Raw genomic sequence first — 13,093 nt, 5'->3', positions numbered from 1 at the left:
GTAATTCTCATGGACGCGAAAAACATGAAAACAGCATTAACAATCGCGGGAAGTGATTCCAGCGGAGGCGCCGGCATTCAGGCAGACATCAAAACCATGATCACAAACGGAGTTTACGCCATGTCGGCAATTACCGCACTCACCGCCCAGAACACCACCGGAGTTTCCGGTATTTTCGATGTAACACCGGAGTTTCTGGCCGCACAGCTTGACGCCGTCTTTACGGACATCTTCCCGGACGCCGTCAAAATCGGTATGGTATCCTCCCCGGCACTGATCGAAGTCATCTCCGAACGGCTTCGCTTCTACCAGGCCAAACACATCGTTGTGGACCCGGTCCTCGTCGCTACAAGCGGCTCCGCGCTCGCTTCGGGCGGCGTGCCTGACCTGATGAAAAAACTGCTCTTTCCTCTGGCCGAAGTCATCACACCGAATATCCCAGAGGGAGAAGTTCTCTCCGGCATCAAAATCCAGTCGGAAAGTGATATGGAACGCGCCGCAAAAGAGATCGGGGATTCCTGCGGCTGTGCCGTTCTGTTAAAGGGCGGCCACAGTATCAATGATGCCAACGATCTTTTATATCACAACGGCACATTTACCTGGTTCACCGGAAAACGCATCGACAATCCGAACACACACGGCACCGGCTGTACACTCTCCAGCGCCATCGCATCGGGGCTCGCAAAGGGGCTTTCCCTTCCGGATGCCATTTCCGCCGCAAAAGAGTATATTTCGGGCGCACTCGCGAGCATGATGGATCTCGGCCACGGCTCGGGACCGCTGAACCACGCTTACCGGATCTGATTTTGAAAATAAAGGAGAACAACAGATGGAACGCAATTACGCAACACAGATGGACGCCGCACGCCGCGGCATTGTAACACCGGAGCTGAAAAAAGTCGCAGAAAAAGAGTATATGGCCGTGGAAGACCTGATGCCGCTCGTTGCCAGCGGAAAGGTTGCCATTCCGGCCAATAAACTGCACACCTGCATCGATCCGGAGGGCATCGGCTCGATGCTGCGCACGAAAATCAATGTAAATCTCGGTGTTTCGAAAGACTGTAAAGATTACGATGTGGAGATGCAGAAGGTACTCTCCGCGGTCAATATGGGCGCAGAAGCCATCATGGACCTGTCGAGCCACGGCAATACGCAGCCGTTCCGGCGGAAACTGACCTCCGAATGTCCGGCCATGATCGGCACCGTGCCGGTATATGACAGTGTGATCCATTACCAGAGAGACCTGGATACGCTGACCGCCAAAGATTTTATTGACGTCATCCGCCTCCATGCCGAGGACGGTGTCGATTTCGTCACCCTGCACTGCGGCATCACCAGAAAAACCATCGATCAGATCCGCAAACACAAACGGAAAATGAATATTGTTTCCCGCGGCGGCTCCCTCGTGTTCGCCTGGATGTGCATGACCGGCGAGGAGAATCCGTTCTACGAGTATTACGATGAGATTCTCGATATCTGCCGTGAATACGATGTGACCATTTCTCTCGGTGACGCCTGCCGTCCTGGCTGCCTTGCCGACGCAACGGATGTCTGCCAGATTGAAGAGCTGGTGCGCCTCGGCGAACTCACCAAACGTGCCTGGGAGAAAGACGTTCAGGTTATGGTTGAGGGACCGGGCCACGTTCCGATGGATCAGATTGCGGCCAATATGAAAGTACAGCAGACCATCTGCATGGGCGCTCCGTTCTATGTCCTCGGCCCTCTTGTGACCGATATTGCACCGGGCTACGACCACATCACTGCTGCCATCGGAGGCGCAATTGCCGCTATGAACGGCGCTGCTTTCCTCTGCTACGTAACGCCGGCAGAGCATCTGGCTCTTCCGAACCTGGATGATGTAAAACAGGGCATCATCGCAAGCAAAATCGCCGCACACGCTGCCGACATCGCCAAAGGTGTTCCGCATGCGCGTGATATTGACGACAAGATGGGCGATGCCCGCCGCGTGCTCGACTGGGAAGCACAGTGGGACTGCGCACTGGACCCGGAGACTGCAAAAGCCATCCGTGCTGACCGCTCGCCGGAACAGGAAGATACCTGCTCGATGTGCGGTAAATTCTGTGCCGTTCGAAGCATGAACAAAGCTTTAAACGGCGAACACATCGACATTCTTTAACATCAGTACATACCTTACGCGAAAAGGAACGGTTTTCATTACGAAGCCGTTCCTTTTCTGCATTTCCAAAATCTTTTTCTATTTCGCCCATCCTTCGGCGTAACGGACTGCTTTGTGCCATCCGTTCATCTTCTCATCGCGCTCCTCTTTCGAGAGCTCCGGCTCAAACGTACGGTCAATGGCTCCGTTCTGTTTTACTGTCTCCTGATCCGGCCAGTAGCCGACGGCGAGTCCCGCAAGATAAGCTGCTCCCATCGCGGTCGTCTCGATGCAGCATGGCCGCTCCACCGGCGCCTGGCTGATGTCCGCCTGGCACTGCATCAGGAAATTGTTGGCGCTTGCTCCGCCGTCCACACGCAGTGCAGAGAGCTTCATGCCGGAATCTGCCTCCATCGCTTTTAAGACATCATCCACCTGATACGTGATCGACTCCAGTGTTGCGCGGATCACATGGTATTTGTTGACGCCGCGGGTCAGGCCGAGAATGGTTCCTCTCGCATACTGATCCCAGTACGGTGCGCCAAGGCCGGTAAACGCCGGCACGACGTAGCAGCCGTTCGTGTCGTTCACCTTCTGCGCCATGTACTCGGAATCCGCCGAGGACTCGATCAGCTTCATCTCATCGCGCAGCCACTGGATTGCGGCTCCGCCGACGAAAATGGATCCCTCGAGCGCATACGTAATCTTGTCCCCGATGCCCCATGCAATCGTGGTAACAAGACCGTGTGTCGAAGAAACCGGCTTTTCTCCCGTGTTCATCAGCAGGAAGCAGCCTGTTCCGTATGTATTTTTCGCTTCGCCCGGCGCATAGCAGGTCTGGCCGAACAGCGCCGCCTGCTGGTCTCCCGCTGCTCCCGCAATCGGAATCGGGCCGCCGAAATATGTGGATGCCGTCTCCCCGTAGACACAGCTCGACGGGCGGACTTCCGGCAGCATACAGAGCGGAATGTTCAGCTCTTTTAAGATATCCTCATCCCATTTCAGGGTATGGATATTGAACAGCATTGTACGGGACGCGTTGGTGTAATCGGTGACATGTACCTTTCCCTTTGTCATCTTCCAGATCAGCCACGTCTCCACCGTTCCGAAATAGAGATCGCCTCGCTCCGCCCGCTCGCGCACGCCCGGAACTTCATCTAGAATCCATTTCAGCTTCGTGGCTGAAAAATACGCATCGATCACAAGACCTGTTTTCTCCCGGAAACGGTCAACCAGTCCGCGCTCCATCAGGGAATCGCAGTATTCCGATGTTCTGCGGCACTGCCATACAATTGCATTGTAGACCGGCTCTCCCGTCTTTTTGTCCCAGACGATCGTCGTCTCTCTCTGGTTTGTGATGCCGATTGCCGCGATATCCTCGTAGGACGCACCCGCTTTCTGCATTGCCTCCACGGCTACACCGAGCATCGTGGACCAGATTTCATTGGCATCGTGCTCCACCCAGCCCGGTTTCGGGAAACGCTGGGTAAACTCCTTCTGCGCAAGGCTTACGATCTGTCCTTTCTGATCAAACAGAATACAGCGGTTGCTCGTTGTGCCGGCATCAAGTGCCATGATGTATTTTCCCACGTTTAAAAATCCTCCTGTCTCACATTTCAAGAAGAGAGCCTGACAGAATCCACTGCCACGCTCTCTTCCTTTTCTTTGTATGTATCGTATCACAGAATTCTTTTTCTGTAAATCAAATCGTGTTTTTCTGCAGCAATTTATGCCGTAATGATCTCCAGCAGCGCACCGCGCAGATCATTTGAAAGTTCCATGCTCTGCAGCTCTGCAGCCAGAATTGCTACCTTTCCGTCTGCTTTGCGAAGAAGATTTGCGATCTGCTCTTTGGTGATGTAGCTGATTTCGGCGTGCAGCAGCAGATCCATCGCACGTGTCATGACATCGTTCTTTGCAATCTCCGTATCTTCCGGCAGACAGATGGTCACGGTATCCTGCGGTTTTACATCTGTTACCGCGATCGTAAGAAGTCCGTCTTTCTCTTTGACTTCTGCATCCGCTTCCACGCCGTTTACAAAGACCTTCGCTTCTTTTGCCGTACTTCCGCCGAATTCTACGCAGTACATTCTGCTTTCCGGAACGAGGCTCTGATTGCCCTCAACCGGTGCAATCGTAAATTTCCGCGCACCCCAGTCGAGCGTCATCGATGTTTTTGCACAGTCATCCTTCTCATATGCCATGGTAGTATTGTCATCCTCGTACAGGGCAAATGTATTGTCCGCGCCCGCGTAAACGCGTACCGTCAGCTCATCCGGGTTGGATTCTACATCCAGCGCACTGATCTTCTCTGTCATCGGGATAATCGCACCTGCTTTAGCAAGAACCGGGATCTCCTCGAGCGTACGGTACAGATCCATACTTCTGCCACCCTCGTAAATCATTCCGTTGAAGAAATCAAACCACGTACCTTCCGGCAGCCACACCTTTGTTTTTGCACGCTTCAGCTCCGGAATACATTTCGTTGTCACCGGTGTTACCATCAGCTCGCTTCCGAAGAAGTACTGATTCGGTGCCTGATTTTTGCCCCAGAAAACCGTCTCCGGGTAATCATAATACATCGGAACAACGATCGGTGTGTCTTCTTTCCATGCACGGTAGTTCATCGTGTACAGATACGGTACGAGTTTATGACGCAAACGAAGGAAATCATCCATTGTGCTGCGCACTTCCATACTGAAGTTCCAAGGCTCTTTTCCACTGAAGGCACTGTTAGAGCTGTGCAGACGGTTGATCGGAGAAAAGACTCCGTACTGATACCATCTTGCTTCAAGCTCATCGTCACGGTAGCCAAGCATATGGCCGCCGATATCATGACTCCACCATCCGTAGCCGATGTTGGAGGCTGTGCTGGTAAAGTATGGCTGGAAATCCAGGGATTCCCAGGTGATGTGGGTGTCTCCGGAAAATCCGACCGGATAGCGGTGGGAGCCCGGTCCTGCATAGCGGGAGAAGGTCATCGGACGTTTTCCGTCTCTTCCACTGTCAAGAAAATGATAGTGATTCAGCATCCACAGCGGATCAAGACCCTCGATCTTGGTACTTTGTCCCTGCTGCCAGTCAATCCACCAGAAATCGACGCCCTCTTTTTCCATCGGATGATGAACTTTTTCAAAATATACATCAACAAATTTCGGATCCGCAATGTCAAAATTGACCGGCTCTTCTTTTTTTGCATCCACTCCCATAGCCTCTGCTACTTCCGGATAGCAGTCCTCATACGCACGAATTCCGTCTGCCGGATGGACATTCAGTGTTGTCTTCATGCCGCGTGCATGGAGTTTTCCAAGAAAACGCTCCGGATCCGGGAAGAGTTTTTTATTCCAGCTGTAGCCGGTCCAGCCGCTGCCGTATTTCGGATCCACATCGTCTACACGGTGCCAGTCCATATCGATAACAGCAACCGAGAAGGGAACGTTCTCTTTGTCAAAGTCTTCCATCAGTTTCATATAGGATGTTTCACTGTAACGCCAGTAACGGCTCCACCAGTTTCCAAGCGCAAACCTCGGAAGCATCGGTGTCTTGCCGCAAAGGTGGTAGAAATCCTTTAATGCCAAACGGAAATTCCAGCCATAGCCGAAGAAGTACAGATCCTGCACTCCTTTCTTTCTCGGGGTCACCCAACCGTCCTCTGTCATCAGAAGCGACTTCGAATCATCCAGAACAGCGGAACCAAACCAGGACATGATACCAGGTTCCAGTTCGCATGCTCCGTTGACCTGATCAAGCGTACGGGCCGTTCCTCCAAGATCCTGTGTCGGATCTCCGTAATGCCATGCCGGTACAGAACTGATGCCGACTGCCGTTGTTTTGCAGGAAAGTCCGTTTGCAGAGAATGCCTTTTTGTTGTAATTCAGCTGCAGATACTTTGTACGCAGCTCCAGCTCATCGCCTGTGTCTTTGACGGAAAATTCCACTGCTGGAAAATCACGGTTTACAACCGTCTGGGATGCCGCATCGATAAATTCACCGTCCTCACTGTATTCCAGCCGAAGAAGATGCTCCGTCAGCACCGTGATACGATATTTATCGCCCTTTACTACATTCTTCGGATCTGCAAGCGGATGTGTCTCCATTTTCAGATATGATTTCATGTTTTATTTTCCCCTTTCTTACTCTTACCGGTTTTTGCCGTATTTTGAGAACGGGAACCTGTGGCAAAAATCCGTTCTGCCACAGGTTCCTCTGCATTTTTTATTTGGTTTCCAGAACAACTGCCTCATACGCACGCAGTTTTCGTGTCCCTGCTGCCGCGCCGTCCTGCGGATAGTTGCTGATCAGTACCTCTGCTCCTGCAAAGGTTTCCGGAACCGTGTACTCCTGCTCCTCTTTTGTAAAATTGCACATCACGAGGAGTTTCTGATCGCCTAAGGTTCTGGTATATACATACAGTGCCTCGTCTTCCGGATCGAGCAGCTCGTACGTTCCGTAAACCATGATATCCTTCTCTTTCCGGAGATGAATCAGTTTCTTGTAATAATTGTATACAGAATCCGGATCCGCCATCTCATTTTTTGCATTGACGGTCTCGTAATCCGGTCCGACTTTGATCCACGGGGTTCCTGTGGTAAATCCTGCCGAAGCGGTATCATCCCACTGCATCGGAGTTCTTGCATTGTCTCTTCCGCGCAGGTTCAGGTAGCGCATCATATCGTCCGGCGCTACTTTTCCGGCTCCGGTCAGCTCGTGAAACGCGTTGATGCTCTCAATATCGCGGAATTCGGACAGATCGTGGAACGGAACGTTCTTCATGCCGAGCTCATCGCCCTGGTATACGTACGGGGTACCCTGCATCATATGAAGGCAGGTTGCAAGCATTTTGGCACTGACTACGCGATATTCCGGTGAATCATCGCCGAAACGGGACAGGCAGCGCGGCTGGTCGTGGTTTCCAAGGAAGAGGCTGTTCCATGCCTTGCCCTCAAGCTCCGTCTGCCATGCTGTCATGACGCGTTTGAAATCTTTGAGCGGTACGCGTTTGTCCGTCCATTTGCCGTATTTTCCGCTTGCCAGCTCAACCAGCTCGAACTGGAATACCATGCTGAGCTCTTTGCCGTCTGCGGATGCATATTTTTCTGCCTCCTCGATCGTGACACCGGCACACTCACCGACCGTCATCAGATCATATTTGGAAAGGACTTCCTTGTTCATCTCCTGCAGATACTCATGAACATGCGGTCCGTTTACGCAGCCGGAGTCACCGTAGAGTCCGCCTTCCGGAATCTTTCCATCCGGCAGTCCTTCCGGTTTGGAGATCATGCTGATGACATCCATACGGAAGCCGTCGATGCCTTTCTCGCACCACCAGTTCATCATATCGAAAACTTCTTTTCTTACGGTCGGGTTTTCCCAGTTCAGGTCAGGCTGCTTCGTGGAAAACAGATGCAGGTAATACATCTCGGTCTGCGGATCGTATTTCCATGCGGAGCCGGAGAAGCAGCTTCCCCAGTTATTTGGCTCTTTTCCCTCTTTTGCATCACGCCAGATATAATAATCGCGGTATGGATTGTCTTTCGATTTGCGGCTCTCCACGAACCATTTGTGTTCATCTGAAGTATGATTGACAACAAGGTCCATGACCAGCCTGATGCCTCTTTTATGCATCTCCGAAAGCATGCGGTCAAAATCCTCCATTGTTCCGAACTCCTGCATGATTGCCCGGTAATCGCTGATATCGTATCCATTGTCATCGTTTGGTGACTGGTACACCGGTGACAGCCAGATAACATCCACGCCAAGATCCTTCAGATAATCCAGACGGGATGTGATACCATTTAAATCGCCGATACCGTCTCCGTTGCTGTCCATGAAGCTGCGCGGATAAATCTGATACACTACGGCTTCTTTCCACCATTTTTTGTCCATTTTTTTACCTCCTTTATTTCATCCCCAGAACGTGTCTGGTTCTTTGATTCTGTCGTTTGCAAGCACAGTTTACCATACCTCACGGTGATTTTTCAATAGTTTTGCGCAAAACCAGCAGTTTCTACAAGAGTTTTTCTGCAAATTTGGTAACTATTTACTTCATCAGATCTCTTACCGACTCCCTCTCCACCAGCGTTGTCGGCAATGGCGGAATATCTTTTTGTACCGGCTCATCCTGGATCAGGTGCATCAGGACCTCTACGGCACGGCGTGCTTTTCCATCCACCATCTGATGCACGGTAGTCAGCTTCGGCCGCGCAAGTGTCGCATAAGTAACATCATCAAAGCCCGCAATTGAAATTTCCTCCGGAACCTTTATTCCCCTGTTCTGCAGAAAGTTGGATGCTTCAAGTGCATAGTAATCCGATGAAAAAAAGAGCGCTGTCTGTTTTTTGAAGAACGGAAGCATCTCCTCATATGCCTTCTCCCTCTGCTCTGGATCCCACGGGATCACAATATGGCGGCTTTCAAAGTCCTCAATTCCCGCCTCCTCCATTGCCTGACGCACACCGAGCCACCGATAGTGGTCAACACCGAGATCGCAGTCGGATAAAAAGAGAAATTTTTTATGTCCCTTTCCAATCAGGTACTGACTCATCTGGTACGCACCGCCGCGGTCATCCATCGTAATGGAGCGGACTCCAAGTTCCGGCGGGAGATACTGATCAATGGTTACCAGCGGTTTTCCGAGACGTTCCGAGAGCTCTGCAATCTCCTTTTCCTTCAGAGCCATCGCAATCATGCCGTCAAAATTCCAGCCGAGCGCCTGCTGCATAAGATCATCCTGCTCATGGCGCGCAACCAGCATCATATAGTAGCCGTGTTCCCGGATCTGATACTCCAGATTTCCGAGCATTGCCGACACAAAGGGATCCTCAAAGGAAGATGCATTTCCTTTCTTCATGAAACCAAGCGCCACACCAATGAGACCGGAGCTGTTATTCGCCAGCATGCGCGCGCTGATACTCGGCACGTACTCCATCTCCTTTAAAATCCGGTTGATTTTCTCGACCGTCGCCTTTGAGACGCGCCCTGTCTTTCCGTGTATTACATTCGAAACCGTCGTCGGGCTGACCCCTGCGCGGTCTGCAATATCTTTGATTCTAATCATCGGTTCTCTGCCTTTCCTTTTTCTTCACAATTTTCTGAATTCTGTTATGTTTATTTTACCAAGACGGCAAAATGTTTACAACTACTTTGCATCGGCAAACACTACAAAATTATTACATTTTCTTAAACGATATGTAAGAAAATCTCCATCCCTCCTTCATTTACTTTCCGCCGGTTCCGTGGTAAGATAGGATGACAGAAAAAGTTCACCTTTTTTCTGTAAGAAAGGACCTACACATCATATGCGGCTTGCATTTACAAATTTTTCGATAAAATCTCCCACCGGCAAGAAATCCGGCCGGTTTTTTCTTGCCCTTTTTCTGGGCATTTTTCTCTTTCTGACTCACCCCATGCTCTGTCAGGCTGGTTTTGCCTCCAGTACGCCGTTTACCGGCGCCTCCTGGGAATTGGTCGGGGAATATCCGATTCTCGGCAGCAACGGCGCGGTGCAGTCCGTCTGTGCGACGGAAGATTATATCATCTGCATCGAAAATTTTAATGATCTGACGACAGAGCCGGACGTAGTCTCTGCCTACTATAAAAATGATACAGACGCAGACGGAAATCCCGTTACGCAGTATTCCCTCGCGCATCAGGTAAGGGACGCAGACTTTGCTCACGCGAACGGTATGGCATACAATCCCGTCACACATGAAATCCTCGTAAGCGGCTACAGCAGCCCGGATGCTTCCAATTACGGATGTATCTTCCGCCTCGACCCGGATACTCTCGAGCAGAAAGAGCGGATCCAGCTCTCGACAAGCTACAATATTCTCGGTATTGATTATCTTCCCTCCACCGGCGGCTATCTGATCCAGACCGATGCGGACGGCGGCTACGGCTTTAAACTCCTCGATGCCTCACTTCAGGTGGTGGATGACTGGGGCACGTATCCCTTCGATTTTTACATGGAAAACTTTCAGGATCTCTGTGTTTCCGGCGATCTCTTTTTTCTTTTTCCGCTGACGATGCATCTCGGAATCGGAAACTTTATCCAGACATACTCGCTCTCGCAGAAAACACTGCTTGCGGACGACACGGTTGATTTTGGCTTTTCCGACGATATCACCATCAATGAACCAGAGGGCCTCTGCGAGACAAATCCTGGGGAATTTATTGCGATTGTAAACGTAACAAAGGCAGATGGTGGACGGTACGTGCAGTTCTACCGCACCCGGGTGCCGTATCTGTTCACGGTTTCCACTTCCGCGGCGGAGCATGGCTCGGTGTCCGAGGGCGGGGAAGTTTCCCGCGGAGAGGAAAAAACCGTTTCCTACACGGCAGACGAAGGCTTCCGGCTCGCGAAGCTCTCGGTGGACGGCTTGTATCTGCCGGTGACGGAATATCCGGACAGCTACACATTTTCCGATATCCAGAAGGATCATACCCTTGCCGTAACGTTTGAACCGGTTCCGACGGCGACACCGACGCCGACTGCCACTGCGACGCCGACCGAAACACCGGCCATAACCCAGACACCGGAACCGGCCATTTCCAAAGCACCGGCATCATCCACGGTTTCCTTCTCATCTGTGGCTTCCCATTTCGCAGCGTTCTGGAAAGGCACTGTGCATGCCGCTTCCTGGTTCCGCCATCTTGCCTCGGCCGGTGCATCCCTTTTTGCCCGTATCCGGAAGGCAGATCCTGTTTTTCTGGCGATGCCGTTTGTCCTTCTCGTTCTGATTCTGCTCTTTGTCCTCCGCCTGCGGTATGTCCGCCGCATCCGGCGGGAGCGGTCGCGGAAAGCGCTGGAACACAGAAGAAGAACGTACGAAGAACTGGTCAGAGAATTTACGGAAGATCCGAAGGACGAAGAGGTTTCCATCGATGAGCTGCTGCTTACAATTGACGAACTGCAGAAGGAAGAACAGAAAAACACTTAAATGAAACGTATTCACCAGATCAGGAATTGATCTTCTCGGCACAAAAAAAGTATCCCGTTCCTTTTGGGGAAGCGGGATACTTTTTTATTTACACGGGCAACGAGCTAAAGTCCGTGCTTGTTTTTACTCTTCGTAATCGAGTGCCGCACGCTCCGTTGTGTACGGACGTACATAGGTGTCTGCTACTTTTACGTGCTCTGGATGTTTTGCATATACAGCTACATCCTCTGCTTTTTCCAGTGTTGTGACAAGTGCCATATCATGGGTGGAAGATGCAAGCGGTGCTTCTACAAAGTCAACCGTCAACAGTCCCGGCACTTTGCCGACCAGGCTTTTCAGGTTCTCTGCCATCGCTTTTTTCAGCTCCGGTTTCTTTGCATCCTCTACTTCCGGTTTGAATTTCCACATAACAATATGATGTACCATTGTATTTTTCTCCTTTGCTTTTGTTTTATTGCCAATTCACACAGTTTCTGTGCAAATACCAGCCTTTTGTTACGGCTCTTCGCCTGCAATCCGCAGAATATCCTCAATCTCTTCCACGGACATGTCAAGATACGCGGAAAGCTCTGCCACACTGAAATCCATGTCATCGCCGTCGGAGAGTTCCTCGATGGCGTCTTTTAAGCGGTTTACTTTATTGACTACAGTATTGTCCTTGTGTTTCTGAACTCTGTGTTCTTCCATGAAATCGCTGATCGTCTCACGCACAGCCGCATCAATCGCCTGCTCCGCCGTCTCAGCTTTTACAACGGACTCCAGCGCTACTAAAAGTCCGACATTTCCCTCCTGCACCAGATCCATCAGGAAGAAATCGCGGGTGTGCATTTCTTTTGCGGTCTCAATAACTTTCGGAAGCCAGAGCTGCACGAGCATGCTCTTTGCAAGGGAATCGCCCTCTGCCGCTTTCCGGTAAAGCTCTGCCGTTTCTTCCTCCGACGGTGTTTCTGTCTCCGGCAGTTCGTCAAGATACTGCTGTAAGGCACGCAGCTCCTCCTCGGAAAACTCCGGTTTTTTCTTTTCTTTTTCGGTCTCCTCCGGCACGACGCCCGGCTCATAATCTGCCACATCGACCTGCTCCATCGTCAGATATTCGCAGACAAAGGTGACTTTCTGCTCATCCAGTGCAAAGTCTTCAAAAAAGTCTCTGACTTCTTTCATCGTTACTTTATTTTCATGGTCTCTGGCGTATGACAGCAATTCGGAGAGCTTCTCCTGGAACTTTTTCTGTTCGTCCTGCATCTTTTTTACCCTCTCTTTCTTCCGTTTCACGATTCCATTTCTTCGTACATTTTTTTCAATTTGTCCATTGCTTTTTCTGCTTTGAAAAGCTACTATAAAAGCAAACGAAAAACCACATTCAAGTGGAAAGGAGAATCCTTATGAAACAATTTTTTCAGGATGTGAAAAACAGTTTCCTGCTTTCAGCCGCTGTCTCTATTATACTAGGTATCGTGCTGATCGTCTACCCCGTAAAAACGAGTTTGCTGATCTGTTATATCGCCGGAGCACTGCTCCTGTTTGGCGGCGTTGTTGCGTTGATCCGCTACATTGCAAGCCGCGGCGAGCCGTTTTTCTTCCGCTACGATCTGTTCGTTGCCCTGGTACTGATTCTGTTCGGCTGCTTCGTTATCTTTGAAAGTGACCTTGTAATCGCATTCATCCCGGTTGTCATCGGTATCATCCTTCTGGCAAACGGACTGCTCAGCATTCAGAAGGCGTTCAACCTCAAAAAAACAGGGCTGGAAAAATGGTGGCTTGAGTTCCTGCTGGCTCTTTTAACCAGCGTTCTCGGCATCATCATCTGTACCAATCCGTTTGATGCCGTTGCAACCACAAACATTTTCATCGGTATCTGCCTTGTCTACAGCGGCATTTCCGATCTTGTCACCACCTACTACATGGGCCGCGCAAAACGCCGGATCAAAAACGTCATCCAGACCGAGATCAACCAGCAGAAAATCCTGCACGATGACAATGTGATTGATGTGGATGAGGACGAGCTTCACTAAAAAACAGCTTCTTCCATAAAAATCTT

The 13,093-nt window shown here is 50.8% G+C and carries 10 protein-coding genes; 4 read left to right on the top strand and 6 right to left on the bottom strand.

Annotation, left to right across the window (positions count from 1 at the left end; all coding sequences use genetic code 11):
* Nucleotides 1–24 precede the first annotated feature (24 nt).
* Nucleotides 25–804: a bifunctional hydroxymethylpyrimidine kinase/phosphomethylpyrimidine kinase gene (gene thiD / locus PGS38_RS09375; protein WP_055219891.1), complete on the top strand. Its 780-nt coding sequence runs from the start codon at nt 25–27 to the stop codon at nt 802–804.
* A gap of 25 nt (nt 805–829) precedes the next feature.
* Nucleotides 830–2,137: a phosphomethylpyrimidine synthase ThiC gene (gene thiC / locus PGS38_RS09370; RefSeq protein ID WP_022461338.1), complete on the top strand. Its 1,308-nt coding sequence runs from the start codon at nt 830–832 to the stop codon at nt 2,135–2,137.
* A gap of 78 nt (nt 2,138–2,215) precedes the next feature.
* Here the strand turns inward: thiC and glpK are convergent, their stop codons facing one another.
* The 4 genes from glpK to PGS38_RS09350 all read right to left on the bottom strand — a co-directional run bounded on the left by glpK (nt 2,216) and on the right by PGS38_RS09350 (nt 9,173).
* Nucleotides 2,216–3,706, bottom strand: coding sequence for a glycerol kinase GlpK (glpK, locus tag PGS38_RS09365; RefSeq protein WP_055219824.1), 1,491 nt, complete (start codon nt 3,704–3,706; stop codon nt 2,216–2,218).
* A 137-nt stretch (nt 3,707–3,843) separates the two neighbouring features.
* Nucleotides 3,844–6,231, bottom strand: a complete 2,388-nt coding sequence (locus tag PGS38_RS09360) for a glycoside hydrolase family 31 protein (protein WP_118700326.1) — start codon at nt 6,229–6,231, stop codon at nt 3,844–3,846.
* 100 nt (nt 6,232–6,331) lie between these two features.
* Nucleotides 6,332–8,002: a glycoside hydrolase family 13 protein gene (locus PGS38_RS09355; protein WP_118700327.1), complete on the bottom strand. Its 1,671-nt coding sequence runs from the start codon at nt 8,000–8,002 to the stop codon at nt 6,332–6,334.
* Nucleotides 8,003–8,156: 154 nt separating this feature from the next.
* Nucleotides 8,157–9,173 (bottom strand): LacI family DNA-binding transcriptional regulator, encoded by a 1,017-nt coding sequence (locus PGS38_RS09350; protein ID WP_118700328.1) that lies wholly within the window; start codon nt 9,171–9,173, stop codon nt 8,157–8,159.
* A gap of 349 nt (nt 9,174–9,522) precedes the next feature.
* On the opposite strand from PGS38_RS09350, the gene PGS38_RS09345 reads away from it, so the two are divergent.
* Nucleotides 9,523–11,055 carry an InlB B-repeat-containing protein gene (locus tag PGS38_RS09345; RefSeq protein ID WP_147399413.1) on the top strand — a complete coding sequence of 511 codons (1,533 nt, stop codon included), beginning with the start codon at nt 9,523–9,525 and terminating at the stop codon, nt 11,053–11,055.
* A gap of 123 nt (nt 11,056–11,178) precedes the next feature.
* On the opposite strand, the gene PGS38_RS09340 is transcribed toward PGS38_RS09345, so the two are convergent.
* Nucleotides 11,179–11,481, bottom strand: coding sequence for a Dabb family protein (locus PGS38_RS09340; RefSeq protein ID WP_022462610.1), 303 nt, complete (start codon nt 11,479–11,481; stop codon nt 11,179–11,181).
* A 69-nt stretch (nt 11,482–11,550) separates the two neighbouring features.
* Nucleotides 11,551–12,297, bottom strand: a complete 747-nt coding sequence (locus PGS38_RS09335) for an RNA polymerase sigma factor region1.1 domain-containing protein (protein ID WP_147342020.1) — start codon at nt 12,295–12,297, stop codon at nt 11,551–11,553.
* Between the two features lie 140 nt (nt 12,298–12,437).
* Between PGS38_RS09335 and PGS38_RS09330 the strand changes: the two genes are divergently transcribed.
* Entirely contained in the window at nt 12,438–13,067 is a 630-nt protein-coding gene (locus PGS38_RS09330; RefSeq protein WP_022462612.1) for an HdeD family acid-resistance protein, read from the top strand.
* Nucleotides 13,068–13,093: the final 26 nt, after the last annotated feature.

The organism is Fusicatenibacter saccharivorans (genome assembly GCF_027667425.1).
Classification (GTDB): Bacteria; Bacillota; Clostridia; order Lachnospirales; family Lachnospiraceae; genus Fusicatenibacter; species Fusicatenibacter saccharivorans.
This window is presented reverse-complemented; position numbering and strand designations above follow the sequence as displayed.

What these genes read in the sequence shown, in the direction of transcription:
- thiD (WP_055219891.1), top strand. Translation starts at nt 25, where the DNA reads ATGAAAACAGCATTAACAATCGCGGGAAGTGATTCCAGCGGAGGCGCC.
- thiC (WP_022461338.1), top strand. Translation starts at nt 830, where the DNA reads ATGGAACGCAATTACGCAACACAGATGGACGCCGCACGCCGCGGCATT.
- PGS38_RS09360 (WP_118700326.1), bottom strand. Translation starts at nt 6,231, where the DNA reads ATGAAATCATATCTGAAAATGGAGACACATCCGCTTGCAGATCCGAAG.
- PGS38_RS09355 (WP_118700327.1), bottom strand. Translation starts at nt 8,002, where the DNA reads ATGGACAAAAAATGGTGGAAAGAAGCCGTAGTGTATCAGATTTATCCG.
- PGS38_RS09350 (WP_118700328.1), bottom strand. Translation starts at nt 9,173, where the DNA reads ATGATTAGAATCAAAGATATTGCAGACCGCGCAGGGGTCAGCCCGACG.
- PGS38_RS09345 (WP_147399413.1), top strand. Translation starts at nt 9,523, where the DNA reads ATGCTCTGTCAGGCTGGTTTTGCCTCCAGTACGCCGTTTACCGGCGCC.
- PGS38_RS09340 (WP_022462610.1), bottom strand. Translation starts at nt 11,481, where the DNA reads ATGGTACATCATATTGTTATGTGGAAATTCAAACCGGAAGTAGAGGAT.
- PGS38_RS09335 (WP_147342020.1), bottom strand. Translation starts at nt 12,297, where the DNA reads ATGCAGGACGAACAGAAAAAGTTCCAGGAGAAGCTCTCCGAATTGCTG.
- PGS38_RS09330 (WP_022462612.1), top strand. Translation starts at nt 12,438, where the DNA reads ATGAAACAATTTTTTCAGGATGTGAAAAACAGTTTCCTGCTTTCAGCC.